At 66.8% G+C, this 21021-nt stretch carries 17 protein-coding genes and 4 pseudogenes; 10 read left to right on the top strand and 11 right to left on the bottom strand.

Annotated elements, in window-relative coordinates:
* The first annotated feature begins 32 nt into the window (after nt 1-32).
* The 3 genes from AC3WON_RS24300 to AC3WON_RS24290 all read left to right on the top strand — a co-directional run bounded on the left by AC3WON_RS24300 (nt 33) and on the right by AC3WON_RS24290 (nt 4194).
* Nucleotides 33-1583: an aminotransferase-like domain-containing protein gene (locus AC3WON_RS24300; RefSeq protein ID WP_492352892.1), complete on the top strand. Its 1551-nt coding sequence runs from the start codon at nt 33-35 to the stop codon at nt 1581-1583.
* Between the two features lie 123 nt (nt 1584-1706).
* Nucleotides 1707-3608: a molecular chaperone HtpG gene (gene htpG, locus AC3WON_RS24295; protein ID WP_492319806.1), complete on the top strand. Its 1902-nt coding sequence runs from the start codon at nt 1707-1709 to the stop codon at nt 3606-3608.
* 73 nt (nt 3609-3681) lie between these two features.
* A complete protein-coding gene (locus AC3WON_RS24290; RefSeq protein WP_492319807.1) occupies nt 3682-4194 on the top strand; it encodes a DNA-deoxyinosine glycosylase in 513 nt (170 codons plus the stop codon).
* An 18-nt stretch (nt 4195-4212) separates the two neighbouring features.
* On the opposite strand, the gene AC3WON_RS24285 is transcribed toward AC3WON_RS24290, so the two are convergent.
* Nucleotides 4213-5007: a type IV pili methyl-accepting chemotaxis transducer N-terminal domain-containing protein gene (locus AC3WON_RS24285; RefSeq protein ID WP_492319808.1), complete on the bottom strand. Its 795-nt coding sequence runs from the start codon at nt 5005-5007 to the stop codon at nt 4213-4215.
* 13 nt (nt 5008-5020) lie between these two features.
* Nucleotides 5021-5701 (bottom strand): methyl-accepting chemotaxis protein, encoded by a 681-nt coding sequence (locus AC3WON_RS24280; RefSeq protein ID WP_492319809.1) that lies wholly within the window; start codon nt 5699-5701, stop codon nt 5021-5023.
* 353 nt (nt 5702-6054) lie between these two features.
* Here AC3WON_RS24280 and AC3WON_RS24275 point away from each other — a divergent pair.
* The 3 genes and pseudogenes from AC3WON_RS24275 to AC3WON_RS24265 all read left to right on the top strand — a co-directional run.
* A pseudogene (locus tag AC3WON_RS24275) lies at nt 6055-6276 on the top strand (aspartate/glutamate racemase family protein); the annotation flags it as partial.
* Nucleotides 6264-6956: pseudogene (locus AC3WON_RS24270) on the top strand (lyase family protein); the annotation flags it as partial. The pseudogenes AC3WON_RS24275 and AC3WON_RS24270, both read left to right, overlap by 13 nt.
* 259 nt (nt 6957-7215) lie before the next feature.
* Complete coding sequence (locus AC3WON_RS24265; protein ID WP_492352891.1) at nt 7216-7653, top strand: universal stress protein; 438 nt, start codon at nt 7216-7218, stop codon at nt 7651-7653.
* A 43-nt stretch (nt 7654-7696) separates the two neighbouring features.
* Here the strand turns inward: AC3WON_RS24265 and AC3WON_RS24260 are convergent.
* The 3 genes and pseudogenes from AC3WON_RS24260 to AC3WON_RS24250 all read right to left on the bottom strand — a co-directional run.
* Nucleotides 7697-8506: pseudogene (locus AC3WON_RS24260) on the bottom strand (YoaK family protein); the annotation flags it as partial.
* A 56-nt stretch (nt 8507-8562) separates the two neighbouring features.
* Entirely contained in the window at nt 8563-9432 is an 870-nt protein-coding gene (locus AC3WON_RS24255; protein WP_492352890.1) for a fused MFS/spermidine synthase, read from the bottom strand.
* On the bottom strand, nt 9429-9695 hold the full coding sequence (locus AC3WON_RS24250; protein ID WP_492319812.1) for an HPr family phosphocarrier protein: 267 nt from the start codon (nt 9693-9695) through the stop codon (nt 9429-9431). Before AC3WON_RS24250 ends, AC3WON_RS24255 begins: the two co-directional genes overlap by 4 nt.
* A gap of 328 nt (nt 9696-10023) precedes the next feature.
* Here AC3WON_RS24250 and AC3WON_RS24245 point away from each other — a divergent pair, with 328 nt between their 5' ends.
* The 3 genes from AC3WON_RS24245 (at nt 10024) to AC3WON_RS24235 (ending at nt 12914) form a co-directional block, all read left to right on the top strand.
* Nucleotides 10024-11160, top strand: a complete 1137-nt coding sequence (locus tag AC3WON_RS24245; RefSeq protein ID WP_492319813.1) for a PLP-dependent cysteine synthase family protein — start codon at nt 10024-10026, stop codon at nt 11158-11160.
* Nucleotides 11161-11234: 74 nt separating this feature from the next.
* Nucleotides 11235-11987 (top strand): tetratricopeptide repeat protein, encoded by a 753-nt coding sequence (locus tag AC3WON_RS24240; protein WP_492319814.1) that lies wholly within the window; start codon nt 11235-11237, stop codon nt 11985-11987.
* Between the two features lie 54 nt (nt 11988-12041).
* Nucleotides 12042-12914, top strand: a complete 873-nt coding sequence (locus tag AC3WON_RS24235; protein WP_010813542.1) for a class I SAM-dependent methyltransferase — start codon at nt 12042-12044, stop codon at nt 12912-12914.
* 52 nt (nt 12915-12966) lie between these two features.
* Here AC3WON_RS24235 and AC3WON_RS24230 read toward each other — a convergent pair whose 3' ends face one another.
* Nucleotides 12967-14598: an ABC transporter substrate-binding protein gene (locus AC3WON_RS24230; RefSeq protein ID WP_492319815.1), complete on the bottom strand. Its 1632-nt coding sequence runs from the start codon at nt 14596-14598 to the stop codon at nt 12967-12969.
* 135 nt (nt 14599-14733) lie between these two features.
* Here AC3WON_RS24230 and trmB point away from each other — a divergent pair, with 135 nt between their 5' ends.
* Nucleotides 14734-15420, top strand: a complete 687-nt coding sequence (gene trmB, locus AC3WON_RS24225; RefSeq protein ID WP_492319816.1) for a tRNA (guanine(46)-N(7))-methyltransferase TrmB — start codon at nt 14734-14736, stop codon at nt 15418-15420.
* Between the two features lie 65 nt (nt 15421-15485).
* Here the strand turns inward: trmB and AC3WON_RS24220 are convergent, their stop codons facing one another.
* From AC3WON_RS24220 to AC3WON_RS24200, 5 genes and pseudogenes are all read right to left on the bottom strand, one after another.
* Nucleotides 15486-16688: a DUF2863 family protein gene (locus AC3WON_RS24220; protein ID WP_492319817.1), complete on the bottom strand. Its 1203-nt coding sequence runs from the start codon at nt 16686-16688 to the stop codon at nt 15486-15488.
* Nucleotides 16689-16794: 106 nt separating this feature from the next.
* Nucleotides 16795-16950 carry a hypothetical protein gene (locus tag AC3WON_RS24215; RefSeq protein WP_010813538.1) on the bottom strand — a complete coding sequence of 52 codons (156 nt, stop codon included), beginning with the start codon at nt 16948-16950 and terminating at the stop codon, nt 16795-16797.
* A gap of 238 nt (nt 16951-17188) precedes the next feature.
* On the bottom strand, nt 17189-19894 hold the full coding sequence (gene acnA, locus AC3WON_RS24210) for an aconitate hydratase AcnA (RefSeq protein WP_492352889.1): 2706 nt from the start codon (nt 19892-19894) through the stop codon (nt 17189-17191).
* A 278-nt stretch (nt 19895-20172) separates the two neighbouring features.
* Nucleotides 20173-20730, bottom strand: a complete 558-nt coding sequence (locus AC3WON_RS24205) for a hypothetical protein (protein WP_492319819.1) — start codon at nt 20728-20730, stop codon at nt 20173-20175.
* 165 nt (nt 20731-20895) lie between these two features.
* A pseudogene (locus tag AC3WON_RS24200) lies at nt 20896-21021 on the bottom strand (2-methylcitrate synthase); the annotation flags it as partial.

Below are 21021 nucleotides of genomic sequence, written 5' to 3'. Positions count from 1 at the left end.
GATCGTATTCAGTACAGTTGCAGGAGCAGCACATGGATGCCAACAGCAGGGATGGCGACGCCGGCGGCGAGCCCGCCACCGTCACCCGTCATAAGGATAGCGGCGGCGACGCCCACAGCACATCGGGGCAGACCTCCGGCCGCGCGCTGCGGCTGGTGGTGCCGCCCACCGAGCGCTTCCCGGATCCGATCCCCTCGGCGCAGATGACGCTGGTCGAGCAACTGACCGAATGGGCCCGCATGCGCATCGACGAGCGCGTGTTCCGCTCCGGCATGCGCATGCCGTCGATCCGGCAACTGGCCCAGGAGAAGGGCATCTCGCGCTTTACCGTGGTCGAGGCCTATGAGCGGCTGGTGGCGCTGGGCTACCTGGAATCGCGCCGCGGCTCCGGGTTCTACGTGCGCGAGCGTGCCCCGGCCGCGCCCGCGGCGCCGGTGTCCGGCGACGTGGCGGTGGCGCGCAATATCGACGTGACCTGGCTGCTGCGCAGCATGTTCCATACCGCCGAGGCGCACAAGGCGCCCGGGCTGGGCTTCCTGCCCAATGACTGGCTCGACGGCGAGCTGATCGCCAGCGCGCTGCGCGGCCTGGGCCGCCAGCCCGGCAACCATTTCCTGGCCAGCGGCACGCCGCAGGGCTTCCTGCCGCTGCGCCAGCAGCTGCGCACCCGGCTGGAAGAACTGGAGATCGGTGCCAGCGCCGAGCAGATCGTGCTGACCTCGGGCATCACCCAGGCCCTGGACCTGATCGCGCGGCTCTACCTGCAGCCCGGCGACACGGTGCTGGTGGGCGACCCGGCCTGGTTCGTGATGTTCGGCCGCTTTGCCGCGCAGGGCGCCCAGGTGACCGGGGTGCCCTACACCGCCGAAGGGCCGGACCTGGAGGCGCTGGAGCGCATCGTGCAGGCACGGCGGCCCAAGCTGTTCGTGATCAACTCGGTGCTGCACAACCCCACCGGCACCTCGCTGTCGGCGGCCAAGGCCTTCCAGCTGCTGCGCCTGGCCGAGCAGTACGACTTCCTGATCGTCGAGGACGATATCTACTGCGACCTGTGCCCGCCCGGCCACGCCGCCTCCCGGCTGGCCAGCCTGGACCAGCTGCGCCGGGTGATCTACCTGGGCAGCTTTTCCAAGACCCTGGCGGCCAACCTGCGCGTGGGCTTTATCGCCGCGCACCCGGAGATGGCGTCGGCGCTGACCGACAGCAAGCTGCTGGCGGGGCTGGCCACGCCGGAGATCAACGAGCGCGTGCTGTACAAGGTGCTGACCGAGGGCCACTACCGCAAGCATGTGGAGCGCGTGCGCACCCGGCTGGACCGCGCCCGCGACGAGACCCGGCGCGAGCTGGAGCGCCTGGGCCTGCGGCTCTTTTCCGGCCAGCACGCCGGCATGTACCTGTGGGCCGATACCGGCCGCGACACCAACGCGATCGCCACCGCGGGGCATGAGGAGGGCTACCTGTTCGCCCCGGGCAGCCTGTTCTCGCCGTCGCAGATGCCGTCGGGCTGGATGCGCTTCAACGTTGCCAGCAGCGGCCACCCGGACATGCTGGCCTTCCTGGCGCACCAGCTAGAGCGACTGTAAGTCACATCCCGGCAGCACCCGGGCCTTGAAAAATGGCCCGGGCGGCCCTATGTCTGGCGGCACCGGCCACAGGACCGTGGCCACACCCACTTTCCAGATTCGCCTGTTTCCAAGAGGAGAACCATGACCGCACCGCACGAGACGATGAGCTTCCAGGCGGAAGTGAAGCAACTGCTGCACCTGATGATCCACTCGCTGTACAGCAACAAGGAAATCTTCCTGCGCGAGCTGGTCTCGAATGCTTCGGACGCTACCGACAAGCTGCGCTTCGAGGCGATCGCGAATCCGTCCCTGCTGGAGAACGACGCCGACCTGGCCATCCGCATCGAGGCCGACGCCAAGGCGCGCACGCTGACGATCACCGACAACGGCATCGGCATGAGCCGCGACGAGGCCATCCACAACCTCGGCACCATCGCCCGCTCGGGCACCAAGGAATTCTTCCAGCAGCTTTCCGGCGACCAGCAGAAGGACGCCGCGCTGATCGGCCAGTTCGGCGTGGGCTTCTACTCGGCCTTTATCGTCGCCGACAAGGTCACGGTGGAAACGCGCCGCGCCGGCCTGGGTGCCGAAGACGCAGTGCGCTGGGAAAGCACCGGCGACGGCGAGTTCACCATCGATGCCATCGCCCGCAACGAGCGCGGCACCACCATCACGCTGCACCTGCGCGAGGGCGAGGACGACTTCCTCTCGGCCTGGCGCCTGAAGGGCATCATCCAGAAGTACTCGGACCATATCTCGCTGCCGATCCGCATGCCCAAGGAAGTGTGGGACGCTGAATCCAGCACCTACCAGCGCACCGCCGAGTGGGAAAGCGTGAACCAGGCCAGCGCGCTGTGGACCCGCGCCAAGTCCGACATCACCGACGAGCAGTACACCGCCTTCTACCAGCACATCGCGCACGACAACGAGGCGCCGCTGGCCTGGACCCACAACCGCGTGGAAGGCCGCAGCGAATACACCCAGCTGCTGTATATCCCGGCGCGCGCCCCGTTCGACCTGTGGGATCGCAACCACAAGGCCGGCCTGAAGCTGTACGTCAAGCGCGTCTTCATCATGGACGATGCCGACCAGCTGCTGCCGGGCTACCTGCGCTGGGTCAAGGGCGTGGTCGACTCCGCCGACCTGCCGCTGAACGTATCGCGCGAACTGCTGCAGGAAAGCCGCGACGTCAAGGCCATCCGCGAGGGCTGCACCAAGCGCGTGCTGTCGATGCTGGAAACGCTGGCCGACAGTGAAGAAGAAGCCGATCGCGCCAAATACACCACCTTCTGGCAGCAGTTCGGCCAGGCGCTCAAGGAAGGCATCGGCGAAGACCAGGCCAACCTGGAGCGCGTGGCGAAGCTGCTGCGCTTTGCCTCCACGCACAACGACACCGCCGAGCAGAATGTGGCGCTGGCCGCCTACGTCGGCCGCATGAAGGAAGGCCAGGACAAGATCTACTACGTCACCGCCGATACCTGGTCCGCCGCGAAGAACAGCCCGCACCTGGAAGTGTTCCGCAAGAAGGGCATCGAAGTGCTGCTGCTGACCGACCGCGTCGACGAATGGATGCTGTCATTCCTGCGCGAGTTCGACGGCAAGGAACTGGTGTCGGTTGCGCGCGGCGACCTGGACCTGGGCAAGCTCGCCGACGAAGCCGAGAAGGCCGAGCAGGAAAAGGCCGAGGCCGACTGGAAGGACGTGGTCGAACGCGCCAAGGGCGTGCTCGACGGCAAGGCCAAGGACGTGCGCGTGACGCTGCGCCTGACCGCGTCGGCCTCGTGCCTGGTCTCTGACGAAGGCGACATGAGCGGCTACCTGCAGCGCCTGCTCAAGCAGGCCGGCCAGAAGGCGCCGGACGCCCAGCCGATCCTGGAACTGAATCCGGAACACGCGCTGGTGCAGAAACTGCGCGATCTCCCCGAGGGCGATGCCTTCAGCGACCGCGTGCAGGTGCTGTTCGACCAGGCGCTGCTGGCCGAAGGCGGCATGCTGGACGATCCGGCTGCCTACGTGCAGCGCGTCAACAAGCTGCTGGCCTGACGGCCCGGCTGCCCCCCCCGCGCAGGCGGCGGGGGATTCCCATCTCAAGGTGTTGTAACGGAGCGCGTGACCGATGACACTGAAGCGGTGCTTCCCGCCTGTCGTTGACGCCGGCACGCGCATCCTTATTCTCGGCAGCCTGCCGGGCGAGGCGTCACTGGCGCAAAGCCAGTATTACGCGCATCGGCAGAATCAGTTCTGGCGCCTGACCGGCGAGGTTCTGGGTGAAGACCTGGTCCACCTGGACTATGCCGCGCGGCTGCAAACGCTTCTGGCGCATCACGTCGGTCTGTGGGACGTGGTGGCGCAAGCGAAGCGTGAGGGCAGCCTGGACAGCAACATCCGGGATCACGCCGGCAACGACCTGGCGAGCCTGATCGAATCACTACCCAGGCTGGCTGTCATCGCCTTCAATGGCGGCACTGCTGCGCGTATCGGTTTGAAGGCCCTTGGGCAGCATGGCGACCATCACCGGATCATCAGGCTTCCTTCCAGTAGTCCCGCTCATACCTTGCCCTACATGGAAAAGCTGGGCGCCTGGCAGGCATTGCAAGAGTGGCTGCCTGTAAGCCAGCGTCTGGCATAGCTCGTTCACGCACCCACGTTACCTGGGCATCCCTTCATACATGCCGGTGACGTCATCCATCACCTGAAGAATGCGCTCGCTGGTCGTGGCGATGTTTCTCAACTGTTCCGCGCGACTGACCCCGGTCTGATTGAGTGCCTCTTCAAAGAACAGCCACTGAGAGCCGGCCAGCAGCAGTTCGCGACGGATTGCCTCGGTGTTCTGCGGCGCCGAGGCGAGAAGCTCCTGCGCGGCTGCGAATTCCCTGGTAGCCGCGTCCAGATCCTGCGCCATCTGGGGGGAGGTAATGCCCCAGGCGCGGAACATGCTGATCTTGGCGATTCTCTGCGAGAGCATCCGCTGGCGCCCCGCAACGTTGATCAGCTTGCCCGTCGCGGTGCCCGAATGTTTCTCGAGCAGGAGGGTTCCTTGTTGCGCAAGCTTCAGCACGTCCTCGCTCATTCTTGCGATGGTTTTCGCGCTATCGGGATTCGGATCGCCGCCGGACAGCAACTGCCTATAGGGAATCCATGTCTGCTCGAGCCTGGCGTAGGTGTCCCTGATCTCCTGCGTGGGCGCGAACACCTTCAGCTCCATGAGCTGCTTGTCGAAGAGCGCCACGGACTGCTCGAGAATCTTCTTCGAACGTTCGACTTCAACGCCGAGGCCAGCCTGGCAGTAAGCCTTGGCCATGCGCTGAGACAGCATGCGCTGGCGGCCCGCCTTGTTGATCGCCGCGTTGATCGTCAGCGTTTCGGCGCAAGCGGTCCCGGCCAGGGCCAGCGCCAGGACGCTGCAGACAATCAGGCAGAAGGAACAGAGGTCACGTTTCAAGGGCGTCTCCGCATCAAGTTCTGGTTGATCCTTTGGGCGCATCGTTCGAGCCGACGACGTGGCGGATCAGCTGATCCATTTCCTTGATGATGTCTGCAAGCGCCTGCGTGATCACCGAGAACTCCCTGCCGTACTCTCCCGCCCGCGCCGCCGAGATGCGCGCATTCATTGCGACGATGTTGGCTTGCATCGAAATACCGCTGAGGCGATCGGCGAGGTCGGTCTGGCGTTTGCGTACTGCGAGTTCGCAACGGTGCATTTCCTCCTGGTAGGCCTGCGTGACGGTCTGCAGCAGCTCAAGTATCGGCGTGGCCTGCGTCACAAGCACATCGAGGGATGACGCTCGCCGGCTGGTGTCGGCCAGTGGTGTGTCTATCGCTGTTCTGACCCGGGCGATGAATTCACGGATGCGAGCGTCAGCGCGCGCACTGCCAAAGTACAGTCGCTGCAAGGCGCCGGAGAATATGCCCGGGAAACGCTCATTGCCCGTCATGAGATCCGAATGCGCCGACTCGAACATTGACAGGCACTTGCGTGCGATATCGAGCGCGGCAGTGTCTCCCCGCGAAGCGAGCAACAACTGGAGGACGATCCGTTGCGACAGCATGCGCTGCCTTCCGGAAAGGTCGATCAATGCGCCGATGGTTTCGGCGGACACTTCGGTCTCGGGTGACTGAGCAGAGAGAGCGTTCATGCCATGCCTTGCAGGTAGTGTCGACGCCGACGCGCACCGCGCTGACCGGCGAAGCAAAAGCGCCCCGAAGCGAGATGCCTGCGAACCGGTTGTCCGGTTCGTGGTCCATTCGCTTCGGGGCGTCGTTGCCCGGGATGCTCCTGTTCGGAGCATGTCATCGCGACTTGCCAGCTTGTTTCAAGGCCGCCGTTGGCCTGTGTGACCGCTGTGCAATATCTATGCCATGGCTCACACGGTCCCATCCAATAAACAAAGAAGACATGTGACGCATCCCGACAACCTGAGGTGCCTGGCGCCCATCCGGCGGCGCCCCCGCCGCTCTACTCACGGCCGCGCAAGACGTTCCTGCTCGCGGTGGCATCGGCCCGGCGGCGACGGTGGACTTCATGGCAAAGATCGTGCGCAGCACCAGCGCCGCAAAGGACCAGGACCACATCAAGCTGCTGGTTGAGCAGAACCCGCAGATCCCTGACCGCACCGCCCATCTGCCGCACCAGGCGGACCACCCGACGCTTGCGCTATACGCCACCTGCCGGCGCCTGGAAGCGGACGGCGGGAGGCCCTGCGCGATGCCTTCAGCGAGAAGTCCGTCGAGTTTGCCGGCTTGCTCAAGCTGGGCCGCACGCAGCTGCAGGACGCGGTGCCGATGACCCTGGGCCAGGAGTTCTCCACCTATGCCGTCATGATCGATGAAGACATGGCGCGGCTGCGCGAAGTGTCGGCCCTGGCGCGCGAGGTCAACCTCGGTGCTACCGCGATTGGCACCGGCATCACCGCGCACCCGGAGTACGCGGACAATGCCGTGGCTGCCCTGAGCCGCATTTCCGGCATTGCACTGAGCGGCGCCCCCAACCTGATCGAAGCCACGCAGGACTGCGGCGCCTTTGTGCAGATTTCCGGCGTGCTCAAGCGCATCGCGGTAAAGCTCTCAAAGATCTGCAATGACCTGCGCCTGCTCTCCAGCGGCCCGCGCGCGGGCTTTGGCGAAATCAACCTGCCTGCCATGCAGGCGGGCTCGTCGATCATGCCGGGCAAGGTCAACCCGGTGATTCCGGAAGTGGTGAACCAGGTGGCATTCGCATTCGAAGTGTTCGGCAATGACGTGACCGTGACCTCCGCCGCCGAGGGTGGCCAGCTGCAGCTGAATGCCTTCGAGCCGGTCATCGCTGCCAGTCTGTTCCGCAGCTTCCGCCACCTGACCAACGACTGCGCGACGCTCACGGAACGGATTCCGCAAAGATCCGGCGCGAGCCCGGTCGGGCCTGACGCGGCCCGCAGCCAGCCAACGGCTTCGCAAATCGCCCGTATTGAATCCACCCGTGCGCATGTGACGCATGCCGGATTGCCGTGGGCCATGGCGCACCTATACTGGAGTCGGGCGACGAATCATTCGAAACCGGGGGTATCGGTCGCTCCTTGTAGTGCGCCTTGCGGGCTCGCACTTTCGGACGCATGGCGATGACGCATCGGAAGTGAGCGCCTTAGCCGGCAACCATGCTGGCAAGGAGGCAATCATGTTCAAGCATCTCCTGCTGGCGGTCGATGGCTCCGACCTGTCTGAATCGGCATTCCGCAAGGCCCTGACGCTGGCGCGGGACATGGGGGCGCGTGCCACCGCGGTGCGCGTCTGTCCGAACTACCACGTCCTGACCTACCAGGTCGAGATGCTGGAGGACACGCGCGAAACCTACGTGAAGGAGGCCTGGGAAAACGCGACCCGCTACCTGCGCGGACTGGCCGACGAGGCCGGCGCCGCGGGCGTGGCCTGTGACACGGCATACGTCGTTAACGACCATCCCTACGAGGCCATCATCAAGACGGCCGAGGAAAAAGGCTGCGACCTGATCGTGATGGCTTCGCACGGGCGGCGCGGGGTCCAGGGCATGCTGATCGGCAGCGAAACCCTGAAGGTGCTGACCCACAGCAAGATCCCGGTGCTGGTGTACCGCTAGGCGACGCCTAGCGCCGCCGGCGCGGCGCGCCCGCCTGCACGCATTGCCGCATCCGCGCCGCCAGGCGCGGCAGCGGGCCTGTGCGCCAGCGGCTGCGCAGGTCGTCGCTCAGCGGCACTGCGATCAGCGCCAGCAGCAGCGCGGCCAGCGGCAGCGTGGCGCTGAAACCCAGGTGCTTGAAGCCCAGCGCGCCGGTGATGCCGCCGGCAAAGAACAGCGTGACCAGCACCACCAGCAGGCGCAGCTTGCGCCGGTTGGCGAGCACGCGGGGCAGTGGGCGCGCTTGTGTGCGTGATGGCGTGTGCGCCGGCGCGGCTGCGTTCCAGTAGCACAGCTTGCCCAGCTCGATGCCGATATCGGTGACCATGCCAGTGAGGTGGGTGGTGCGGATCTCGGCGTTCGAAAGCTTGGTGATCATGGCATTCTGCAGCCCCATGATGAAGCACAGCAGCATCACCGTGGCTGGCACGAACAGCCACTGGTGCTGCCCCAGGTTGCCGCCGATCAGGCCAAAGCACAGCAGCAGCCCCGCCTCCAGCGCCAGCGGCAGCGCGTATTCACTGTGCAGCCGCTCGCGCCGTCCCCAGTTGACCAGCACCGCCGAGCACGCGGCGCCGCCGAGAAACGACAGCAGCGCCCCGACCCCATCCAGCACCAGCGCGAAGCTGCCCAGCGCCAGGTTGTCGGCCATGGCCGAGACCACGCCGGACATATGCGAGGTGTATTGCTGCACGGCCAGGAAGCCGCCGGCATTGATGGCGCCGGCGACAAAGCAGAGGTAGCCGGCCAGGTGCCGGTTGGCGTGGGGGCTGCGCCGCTTCCCGGTCAGTTTGCGCAGGTACAGGATCGGCATGGCGATGGGGCGGCGTCTGGCGGATTGGGAAGGGCGGCGGCGGACCTGCGTTGCCGCTACAGGGTGTCCCGGGGCCGGGCAAGGGCGTGCCAGGCGTCGGGGTCGGCGGCAACCGCCTCGCCGCGCTTCATGCGGCGGGCAGTCGGTGTCAGCTTCAATGCATGCACGGCTTCCAGCGCCAGTGCGCGTGCCAGCAGCGTCTGCAGCGACGGCAGCCGGGGCGGGCCTTTCCAGGCAAACAAGGTGTAGTTGCAGCTGTCCTCGGCGCGTGCGACCGACATCGAGGCCCCGAACACGGCGCGCACGGCGCCCAGGTAGTGCGGCATGCCGCGGTCGCTTGCCAGGAAGTTGGCGACCAGCACGCCGTCGTCGGCCAGCCGCGCGTGGCAGGCCGCGTAGAAGCCGGCAGAGCCAAGCTGCAGCGGCATGCCGTCAGCCAGGAAGCCGTCGACGAGAATGACCTCGGGGCGCGCTTCCCGCCCCCTGACGTACTCGGCGCCATCGGCGCAGACCACCTGCAGGCGGGCATCGTCGGGCGGAATGCGGAAGCGCTCGCGCAGTGCGATCACCGCCGGGTCGATCTCGACAGCGACCACCCGCGTGGCAGGCAGGTGCCGGTAGCAATACTTGACCAGCGAGCCTCCGCCGAGCCCGATCACCGAAATCCGTGCCGGCGACGGATGCAGCAACAGGAATCCCATCATGGTGCGCGTGTAGCCCAGCACCAGCCGGTCGGGATCGCGCCGCGACATGAAGCTCTGCGTGGCCAGCACGTCGAAGTGCAGCGACAGGGCGGTCTCGGTCTCAAGCACCACGGGCGTGCCGTCGCGCGGGGCTTCGGCCAGGAACCGCATATAGGACTCAAAGGAGGTGCGGCGGCTATCCGCGGCGATGCCGGTGCCGGCGTCCGATTTGCGTTCGTTCATGGCTGGCCGTCCCCTGGTCCGAGAAGTTGTGCGATGGCCCTGACCGCGGCGACTTCGTCCGGGCCGTCGGCCTGGATGCGCAGCACGGTGCCAGGCGGCGTGCGCAGGCGCATGACGGCCATCACGTCGTGCGCATCGGCCGAGCCGGAGTCCGTGATCAGCACGATGCGGCTGGCAAAGCGGCTGGCCACCAGGGTCACTCGCGCCGAGCCGCGTCCCTGGAAACCCTTGCCGGCGGCGATGTTGAGGGTCGCCTCGATCACGGCAGCCTTGCGCAATGCAGGACCCGGGAGGCGGACCCGGTGGGCTGGCTGGGGCGGGCAAGGCGGCGGGTCGCGCGCCCGGGTATCGCGGACATCGGGGACATCTGTTGCAGTCACATATGATGTTAATCGTATTATCATAGCTCAGCACCCGCAGCCGGTGGCTGCATCCGGCCAGGAAATGCCATGCCCGGTGCCGCGGTTGTGGAGAAACCGCCCTTTGCGGGCTGTGCCGGGCGCCTGCTCATCCCGGAAACTGGATTTGGGGCGTGCGCTTCTGGCATCCTGACGGATCTGTCCTGATGTCCGGCCTGCCCGGAACGCTGCCATGCCCCTTTCCGACTGGACCCATGAGGCCATCCGCAAGATCGATGCGGATTTCAACCGCTCCGCCGACACCCACCTGATCCCGCTGGACCTGCCGGGCTACCCGGACATCCGCGTCTATTTCAAGGACGAGTCCAGCCACCCGACCGGCAGCCTCAAGCACCGGCTGGCGCGGTCGCTGTTCCTGTATGCGCTGTGCAACGGCTGGCTGCACGAGGGCAGCACGGTGGTGGAGGCATCCAGCGGCTCGACCGCGATCTCCGAGGCTTACTTTGCGCGGCTGCTCGGGCTGTCGTTCGTGGCGGTGATCCCGGCGGGGACCTCGCGCGCCAAGATCGAGGCGATCGAGTTCTACGGCGGGCACTGCCACCTGGTGGGCAGCCCGTCCGAGATCTACGCCGCCTCGCGCCGCATCGCGCAGGAGACGGGCGGGCATTTCATGGACCAGTTCACCTACGCCGAGCGCGCCACCGACTGGCGCGCCAACAACAATATCGCCGAGTCGATCTTCAAGCAGATGGCGCACGAAGAGCATGCGGTGCCGGCCTGGCTGGTATCGAGCGGCGGCACCGGCGGCACCATCGCCACGCTGGGGCGCTATGTGGCCTATCGGCGCCACAAGACCCGCGTGCTGTGCGCGGACCCGGAGAACTCGGTGTTCTTTGACTACTTCCGCAGCTGCCTGGACGGCAAGCCGCAGCCGGACCTGTCCCTGGCGGAGGGCTCGCGCATTGAAGGCATCGGCCGGCCGCGCGTGGAGCATTCGTTTATCCCGACCTGCATCGACGCCATGCTGAAGGTGCCGGACGCACTCTCGTTCGCGGCCATGCGCTACCTCGCCGGGCGCTTCGGGCGCCGCGTGGGCGGGTCCACCGGCACCAATTTCGTCGGCGTGCTGTACCTGGCCCAGCAGATGAGCGCGGCGGGGGAGGGCGGCGCCATCGTCAGCCTGCTGTGCGACAGCGGCGAGCGCTACGGCAACACCTATTACGACGATGCCTGGTACAGCGCGCAGGGCATTGCCATCGAGGCGGCCGATGCGCTGGTGGCGCGCGCGGTCAATGGCGAGGCCGTGCTGACGCCGCAGGCGGTGGCCGGGCTGCAGCCGGCCGGCGCCGGCATTGCGGCGGGCGGCTGAAACCCGTGGCCCCGCCTTTCTGTCACAATGCCGGCGGCTGGCGCGCTGGCCATTGATTTCAAGGTGAATTCCCTATGCGTATCTTCGGCATCAGCATCCATATCATCGTTGCACTGTTCTTTGCGGTGCACGCGGTGCGCACGCACCAGAACATGTACTGGCTGCTGATCCTGTTCCTGTTCCCGGGGCTGGGCAGCGTGGTGTATTTCTTCGCGATCTATCTGCCCGAGCTGCGCCAGTCGCGCGGCGCGCGTGCGGCCACGCGTGCCATCACGCAACTGGTCGATCCGAACCGCGCGGTGCGCGAGGCCCGCTCAGACTTTGACCGCGCCCCGACGGTGGCGCACCGCATGCGCCTGGGCGCCGCGCTGCTGGCGGCCGAGGAGCCGTCGGAAGCCCTGCAGCACTACCAGGCAGCGGCCAGCGGACCGTTTGCGACCGATCCGGCGCTGCTGCAGGGGCTGGCGCAGGCGCAGTTCGCCACCGGCGATGCGGCCGGCGCGCTGGCAACGCTGGAAAAGCTGTTCGCCGCCAATCCGCAGTCGCGCCAGCAGCCCGATCCGGCCTTGCTGTATGCGCGCGCGCTGGCGGCCACCGGCGCATCCGGCACGCGCGCCGCGTTCGAGCAGGCGCTGACCAGCGCCAGCGATGCCGCGCCGCGCTGCCTTTTCGCCGACTGGCTGGCGGCGCAGCCCGACGCCGCCGACCACGAACGCGCGCAGCAGCTCTATGCCGATATCGTCCACGACGCCCGCCACTGGCCGCGCCACGCCCGCGAACACAACCGCGAATGGCTGCAACGCGCGCAGGCGGCGCTGGGCAAGTAATCCGCGTTTCCCCCATCCATGCCGGAGCGGGTGCTGAACGCCTTTCTCGACAACATGACCCTACTGAAACGCAAATCGATTGAAGCCGTGGCCTCGCGCCGTCCGGCACGTGGCACCCGCACCCGAGGCGAGGCGCCGGCACGCGAAGAAAAACGCATGACGCCGCGCTTTGCGCCGGTGACCTTCTCGGAAATGGAAGGGGTGCGCTACCTGCACTTCGGCACCGAGTGGGTGCAGGGCGCGATGCGCCTGCGCAAGCCCGATGCGATCGAGCTGGAATACGCGCAGCAGATGATGGCCTGGCTGCTGTTCCTGTCGCCCTCGGTCGAAGAATTCCACGTGGTGCAACTGGGCCTGGGCGCCGCGGCGCTGACCAAGTTCTGCCACCGCCAGTTCAGCCGCGCGCGCGTGACCGCGGTGGAGCTGAACCCCGCGGTGATCATCGCCGGGCGCAGCATGTTCGGCCTGCGCGAGGACGATGCGCGCCTGACCGTGCGCGAGCAGGATGCCTGGGACTACGTCATGGACGGCACCCACGCGGGCGCCATCGACGTGCTGCAGGTGGACCTGTACGACGCCACCGCGCGCGGCCCGGTGCTGGACACCACCGCGTTCTACCGCGCCTGCCGCCGCACGCTGAAGGCACCCGGGGTGATGACCATCAACCTGTTCGGCGACCACGACAGCTTTCCGAAGAATATCGAACGCATCTGCGATGCCTTCGACAACCGCGTGCTGGTGTTCCCGGAAGTGCATGACGGCAACGTCATTGCGCTGGCATTCAATGGGCCGGAGATCGATGTGTCGTGGGAAGTGATCGAGGCGCGCGCCGATGTGGTCGAGAAGACTACCGGTCTGCCTGCGCGCGACTGGGTACAGAAGCTGCGCGCGGCGAATGCGCGGCAGGAAGAGCGGTTGAAGATCTGAGGAACGGCCGCTCTCCCGCTGCGCGGGAGAGCGGCAGCAGGCAGTCCGGCCCTCACTCCTTGTGGAAGAACTGCGCCAGCGACCACTCGTCGGTGCGCGCCTCGTACTTCAGCCCCTTCTTCATCGCCCACATCGCCAGCTGGCTGTGCGACGGAATGATCGCGTGGTCGGCCAGCGCAAACTTGGCCGCGGTGCGGGCATTCTCCTCACGCGCCTTGTCGCTGCTGACGGTAGTCAGCGACTTCTCGATCAGCTGGTCCAGTTGCTGGTTGCTGTACTTGCCCCAGTTCCAGGTGCCGTAGCCGGTCTTGGGGTTGGGCGTGCCGGTGATCGAGCGCAAGGCCACGTCGGCCGCGGCCGAGCCCCAGCCCAGCATCTGGAAGGCGAACTCCCCCTGGCGTGCGCGCGTGAAGTAGGCCGCCACCGGCAACGTCTCCACCTTGGTCTGGATGCCGATGCGCGTCAGCATGCTGGCGGTGGCCTGCGCCACCGCGGCGTCGTTCAGGTAGCGGTTGTTGGTGGCGTGCAGCGTCAGGCCGAAGCCGTCGGGGTAGCCCGCGTCGGCCAGCAGTTTCTTCGCGCCTTCCGGATCATAGGCCTCCGGCTTGGTGCCCGGATGCCCGAAGATCTGCGGCGACACGATCGACGATGCCGGCACCGCCAGCCCTTCCATGATGCGGCTGACGATGGCGTCGCGGTTCAGCGACTTGCTGATTGCGGCGCGCACGCGCGCGTCCTTGAACGGGTTCTTGCCCAGCGGCTTGCCGGCCTTGTCGGTGACGAAGGGCGGGTTGTCGCGCGACTGGTCCATCTGCCAGAAGATGGTGCGCCACGACACCTGCTGCTCGATCTTGAACTTCGGATTCTGCTTCAGCTTGGCGACGTCGGCCGACGGTACGCTCTCGATCACGTCGACATCGCCCGCCAGCAGCGCGGACGAACGCGCGCCGTTGTCGGTGATGATGCGGAAGATGGCGCGGTCCCACTCGGGCTTGGGGCCCCAGTAGTTGGGGTTGCGCTCCATCACGATTTCCTGCCCGCGCGCAAAGCGCACGAACTTGAACGGGCCGGTGCCGATCATCGCCTTGCCCGAGTCGAAGTCCGCCTGCGTCAGCGTGGCGGCGACCTTCTTCGGCATCATCGGCACGCTGTTCAGGTCGTTGGCCAGGTTGGCGTAATTGGGCACGCTCATGGTCAGGCGCACCGTCAGCGGGTCGGGCGTGTCGATGCGCGCGATCGGCTTGGTGTAGCTGGTGAACGAGCCGGGGCTGTTGACCAGCTTCTCCGGGCGCTCCAGCGAGGCCTTGACGTCCTCGCTGGTGAAGGGCGAGCCGTCGTGCCACTTCACGTTGGGGCGCAGCTTGATCTCCCAGGTGATGGCGTTGACCGGCTTCCACGACAGCGCCAGGCCGGGGATGTAGCGCGCGTTCTTGTCCATGAACACCAGCGACTCGAACACATGCAGCGCGATGGCGTTGTTGGGGCCCGAGTTGTTCCAGTGCGGGTCCATCGAGGTCACGTCGGCCGCCAGGCCGATGCGCAGGTCTTCGGCGTGGGCGGCACCCGCCGGCAGCAGCGTGAAGGCGGCGCTGCCAAGCACCAGCGCGGTGGCGGCATGGAGCACGGCGCGACGGGCAGGGCGGCGGGGCAGGCGTTGCGGCGGCAGGGCGTGGGTCGGTGTCATCTGGCTGGCTCCTCGTGGGTCCGCGCGGGCGCGGCCGGGTTCTCAGGCGGGTTTGTCCCGCATTGTGCCGCTAAAGTGGCTTGGTTGCAGCCTTTGGCGCGGGCAGGCAAGCCGATGCGGGACGGCGCCGTTAGAATGGCGCCCATGTTTGCCAATTCCCGCACCATTGTCTCGGCCCAGGCCGATGTCCACGAACACCTGGCCGCGCGCGTCGCGCGCCACCTGGCCGAGCCGTTCCGCAAGCCCATCGGCGAAGCCAGCCGGCGCGAGCTCGGCGCGGCGCTGCAAAGCTGGCAGCAGGCCGGCGGCGCGCCGCTGATCCTGGATGCGGGCTGCGGCGTGGGCGAAAGCACGCTGCGGCTGGCCACAGCGTTCCCGGACCACTTCGTGATCGGCATCGACCAGTCCGAGAAGCGCCTGGCCGCCGGCAAGGACTGGTGGGGCGAGGCGCCGATGCCCGCCAACTTCTGCTGGGCGCGCGCCGACCTGGTCGATGCCTGGCGCCTGCTGCAGGCCGAGGCCGTGCCGGTGGCGCGCCACTACGTGCTGTACCCGAACCCGTGGCCCAAGATCGGCCACCTGGGGCGGCGCTGGCAGGGGCATGCGGTGTTCCCGGCGCTGGCCGCCTGCGGCGACTATCTGGAGTGCCGCAGCAACTGGCGCATCTATATCGATGAGTTTGCCCAGGCGCTGGCACTGGTCGGGCGCCCGGCGCGGGTAGAGGCGTGGGCCCCGGCGCAGCCGATGACGCCGTTCGAGCGCAAGTACGGGGCATCGGGCCACGGCTTGTGGCGCTGCGTCAGCGAGCGCCAGCGCGCCTGAGCGGCTCGCCAATGAAGACGGCCCGCGCATGGGGGCCGTCTTTTTGCCAGGCGCAGCCGGGCGCGTCAGTGGAACAGCGGCTGCTGCGTCGGGGCGTCCTCGGGCAGTTCGGCATGCACGATCTCGCCGTTGCGGTCCGCGTACAGCGGCGTGCCGCAGTCCTCGCAGTATTCCGGATCGAACAGCGCGGCGTGGCGGAAGATGTCTTCAACGCCGGCGTTGCGCAGTTCCTCGCAGATCTGCTCGAGCGGGTTGCCCTTTTCGTCGGCATCGACCTCGCCGGCTTCGCGGCCGTAGACCGGCCACACGATGCCGTAGATCACATCCTTCTCGCCGCGCATGGTGAAGCCCACGCGGTATTCCTCGACCACTTCCTCGCCGAAGGCAGCCACCACGGCGGCCAGCTGGCCGGCGGAGATGTCGAGCGTGCCGCACAGGTAGTTGACCGCGGCGCGCACGGTCAGCGGGCGGATGCTCTTGTCGGACTCGCGGCAGGACAGGAAGAAGGCGTCGGGCAGCAGCAGCTCGAACTCGCAGCCCGGCAGCAGCAGCGCCACCGACGGCTGCACCTGGGTGCGCCACTGGTCGAGGCAGGTCGAGCGCTCGGCGTGGTGCTCCTTGGCGTCTTCCTGCCAGCGGAACAGCGCCTGCTCGTGCGGGGCCACCACCACCGCCAGCAGGTAGCGCGGATCGGCCAGGATCGGCGCGGTCTCGGGCAGGTCGCGCAGGTCGACCTTGGGTACCGTGCCGGCCAGGGCGGCCGCGGCCAGCTTGTGCGTCAGCGCAAAGGTGTCGCTGTGCGTGCGCGGCAGCTGGTCGATGCTGTAGAGGTAGGGCGACAGCGAGACCTTGGTGCCGCTGGCCAGCACATGTGCCTGCAGGTGCACCGCCAGCGTCTGCGCCAGCTCCGGCTTGAGCGAGCCAGAGGGAATGGCGTAGCGCGTGTGCGCCAGGATCGGGGCGGCGATCAGCAGCGCGTCATGGCGCTGGCCGTCGACCTCGATGGTGGCGGATTCGGCGAGCGTCTCGGCCTGCTCGGCCAGCACGTCGGAGGCGTCTGCATTGTGCTTGAACAGGTGTTCCAGCGCCGCGTCGAGCGCGGTCTGGCTCCCGTTCTTCAGCAGGCGGCCCAGGCGCTGCGAGAGCCGCCGTTCCCAGTACGCGTCCTCCATGCGGCTGCCCGAAGCGTCGAGGGCGAGCGCATCGGCCACCAGACGCTCGGCGTCAGGGGAGAGTCGTGGGGAAGCCTTGGGGCGAAAACCTGCCATAGAAAGAAACCGTCCGTTTATGCGTAAAACGGTATTCTACTCGTTGCGTTGACACGCAGGCCGCTATATGCGTGCGGCGTGTGCGGACGCGCCCGGGCGTGTGGCTTTATTTCTGGGCCGGAGCGGAGGCGGCAGGGGCCGCGGGCGCGTGGCTCTCGACGCTGTGCGACTCGCCGGACATGGAAACGTCACTGCCGCCCTTGGTCAGCAGATAGAGGGCCGCGCCGGCAACCACGACGAATGCGATAAGGATCTTAACCATGGTGTCTCCTGATTCTGGATGATGCCGGGCGGACCCGGCTTCCGGTCGTGCGACCGCTGTTCTTGTGCAACACAGTGTGGCAGCACTGGCTTGCGTGGAACTTACACGCACGGGACTTCGTTCGGGGTGATGCAAGGGGCGCAGGACACCAATGAAAAACGCCGCCTGCCCGGGCCCCGCAACGGGGGCCAGGCAGGCGGCGTCAGCCTTGGCTGGCTGCGGGCGCCCCAGGTGGATCTCAGGCGGCCAGCAGCTGGCGCAGAACGAACGGCAGGATGCCGCCGTGGTTGTAGTAGTCGACCTCGATCGGCGTATCGATGCGCAGCAGCACCGGCACGCGCTGCACGTCGCCGTTGGCGCGGTGGATCACCAGCACCACGTCCTGCTGCGGCTTCAGGTCACCCTCGATGCCTTCAATATCGAAGGTCTCGTTGCCGGTGATGCCCAGTGTCTGCGCGCTGTCGTTGCCCTTGAACTGCAGCGGCAGCACGCCCATGCCGACCAGGTTGGAGCGGTGGATGCGCTCGAAGCTGCGTGCCACCACGGCCTTCACGCCCAGCAGCTGCGTGCCCTTGGCGGCCCAGTCGCGCGACGAGCCGGTGCCGTACTCTTCGCCGCCGAACACCACCGTGGGCGTGCCCTCGGCCACGTACTTCATGGCGGCATCGTAGATCGACATTTCGTCACCGGTGGGCTGGTGCAGCGTGATGCCGCCTTCCACGCGTGCGCCGTCGGCCTTGGGCGGGATCATCAGGTTCTTGATGCGCACGTTGGCGAAGGTGCCGCGCATCATGACTTCATGGTTGCCGCGGCGCGAACCGTAGCTGTTGAAGTCGGCCTTCAGCACGCCGTGCGACAGCAGGTACTTGCCCGCGGGCGAGGTGTCCTTGATCGAACCGGCCGGCGAGATGTGGTCGGTCGTCACCGAGTCGCCGAAAATGCCCAGCGCACGCGCGCCGCGCACGCTGGCGCTGGTGGCGGCGGGCTGCATGCTGAAGTCCTGGAAGAAGGGCGGCTCGGCGATGTACGTCGACTTGGGCCAGTCGTACACCTGGCCCTTGGTGCCCTTGATGGCGGCCCACAGCTTGCTCGGCTTCTTGACCTGTTCGTAGTTGCCCTTGAAGGTCTTGGCATCCATCGCGTACTTCATCAGTGCGTGGATTTCTTCCGAGGTCGGCCAGATATCGCCCAGGTAGATGTCGCGGCCCTTCTTGCCCTTGCCCACGGGCTCGGTCATCAGGTCGCGCGTGACATTGCCGGCGATGGCGTAGGCCACCACCAGCGGCGGCGAGGCCAGGAAGTTGGCGCGGATGTTCGGGTGGATGCGGGCCTCGAAATTGCGGTTGCCCGACAGCACGGCAGCGGCCACGAGGTCGTTCCTGGTGATGGCCTCGTTCAGCTCGGGCGTCAGGTCGCCGGCGTTGCCGATGCAGGTGGTGCAACCATAGGCGGTCACGCCGAAGCCCAGCTTTTCCAGGTACGGCAGCAGGCCGGCGGCCTTCAGGTATTCAGTCACCACGCGGCTGCCCGGGGCCAGCGAGGTCTTGATGTGCGGCGCCACCGTCAGGCCGGCTTCAACCGCCTTCTTGGCCAGCAGGCCGGCGCCCAGCAGCACGCTCGGGTTGGAGGTGTTGGTGCAGGACGTGATCGCGGCGATCAGCACGTCGCCGTTCTTCACCTCGAGGCCGTCGGTGGTGGTGTAGGCGCGGTCCAGGTCGGCTGCCTCCTTGTTGAAGCCGTTCTCGGCCACCGGCTTGCTGAACAGCGAGGCGAAGGTGCTCTTGACGTTGCCGATCTCGATGCGGTCCTGCGGGCGCTTCGGGCCCGCCAGCGACGGCGCCACCGTGCCCAGGTCCAGCGTCACCACCTTGCTGTAGTCGATCTCGCCGGCCCTGGGAATGCCGAACATCTTCTGTGCGCGGAAATAGCCCTCGAACGCGGCGATTTCCTCTTCGGTGCGGCCGGTGCCCTTGAAGTAGTCGATGGTCTTCTCGTCCACCGGGAAGAAGCCCATGGTGGCGCCGTATTCCGGCGCCATGTTGCCGATGGTGGCGCGGTCGGGCAGGGCCAGGCTGGCGGTGCCTTCGCCGAAGAACTCGACGAACTTGCCGACGACCTTCTCCTTGCGCAGCATCTCGGTGATGTTCAGCACCAGGTCGGTCGCGGTGACGCCTTCGCGCAGGCGGCCCTTCAGCTCCACGCCAACCACGTCCGGTGTCAGGAAATAGACCGGCTGGCCCAGCATGCCGGCCTCGGCCTCGATGCCGCCGACGCCCCAGCCCACCACGCCGATGCCGTTGATCATGGTGGTGTGCGAATCAGTGCCGACCAGGGTGTCCGGGTAGTAGACGCCGTCTTTCTTGTGCACGCCGCGGGCCAGGTATTCCAGGTTGACCTGGTGCACGATGCCGAAGCCCGGCTGCACCACGCCGAAGGTATCGAAGGCCTGCATGCCCCACTTCATGAACTGGTAGCGCTCGTTGTTGCGCTGGAATTCCAGCTGCATGTTCAGGTCCAGCGCCTTCTTTTCGCGGAAATGGTCGACCTGCACCGAGTGGTCGACCACCAGGTCCACCGGCACCAGCGGCTCGATCTTCTTGGGGTTCTTGCCCATCTTCTCGGCGACATTGCGCATCGCGGCGAGGTCGGCCAGCAGCGGCACGCCGGTAAAGTCCTGCAAGACCACGCGGGCCACCACGAAGGGAATCTCGTCGACGCGCTCGGCGTTCGGCTTCCAGTTGGCCAGTTGCCTGACGTGCTCTTCGGTGACCTTCTTGCCGTCGCAGTTGCGCAGCACCGATTCCAGCACCACGCGGATCGACACCGGCAGGCGCCCGATTGCCACGTCCAGCTCCTCGCCCAACTGGGGCAGGGAGTAATACTGGCCCTTGCCGGAAGAGCCGATCTTGAATTCTTTTAGCGTGTTCTTGAGGTTGTGGGGCATTGCCGTACTCCGATCGAAGGATGATGCGATGGCATTTGGCTCGGACCTGAATCAAGACCCCGGTGCGCTGCCGCGGCATTTGACCGCGGTCCGAGGCCGGCAGCGCACTGCAACTGCATACTCTAACCGCCGCGCGGCTTTGGCGCCACCCGGCTCGGCATCCCGCCGGCCGCGACGGCGCCGGCGCGACAGCATGCCCGCCCGGGATTGGCCGCCCGGCAAGGCAAAAAGGGCGCTGGCGACCGGAATTCAGCGGCCGCCAGCGCCCCGGTACGGACTTACTGCTTGGGTGCTGCGGATTGCTGGGCGCCTTCCGGTACCTGCGTCGGGCCGCCCGGGGGCGTGACCAGCAGCGGGGTGGTGGCCGGGGCGCGCAGGCCGCCGGCCTGGGTCGGGGCCGCGGCGCCGGCCTGCATGGCGGGGCTCTGGCAGTCGTCGGCCAGGCGCTGGCCCAGGTTCTTGTTGAACAGCATGGCCTTGCTCGGGATCACCACCAGGTCCAGGCCGGTGCGGGCGTCGTAGTAGCGGTCGGCGCCGGTCACCGTGGGCTGGCGCGGCAGCTTGTAGTCGCGGCCTTGCCAGTGCACGGTCAGGACCTCGTCGCGCAGCATGTCGCCGGCGATATACAGGTTGTTGCCCAGTTCACACTGCCATTTTTCGCCGTTCGGCGTGACCGCGGCAGCAGCGCCCGCCGCCGCGGCGGTCCCGGCAGCAGCCTTTTTCTTGGTCGAAGCCTTCTTGGTGGTGGTCTTCTTGGCAGGTTCCTGCGCCATCACGGCGGTGGCGGTGGTCAGGCTGAATGCGCCGATGCAGGCGGCAAGGACAAGATGTTTCATTTTGTGAGTGCCTTTCGGATACTGAAATCGATTTATGTTTCATTTGCCGCCGTCAAATCGGGCGGCGCCGGGACAATTTCCGCCGCTATTCTCTACGATTTGCCCAGGGCGGCGTAGTGCTCTGGTCTTTGGTTACATTATCGACGGGGGCTAGTTGGCCCCGCTTCACTTGCGCTTGCCGATCGGCACGAACTTCAGGTTTTCCGGACCGGTGTAGTTGGCGCTCGGGCGGATGATCTTGTTGTCGATGCGCTGCTCGATAATGTGCGCGGCCCAGCCGGAGGTACGCGC

It is taken from the genome of Cupriavidus sp. FW305-46, assembly GCF_058787075.1.
Note: the sequence above shows the minus strand (reverse complement) of the source record. Positions and strands in the feature narration are given on the sequence as shown.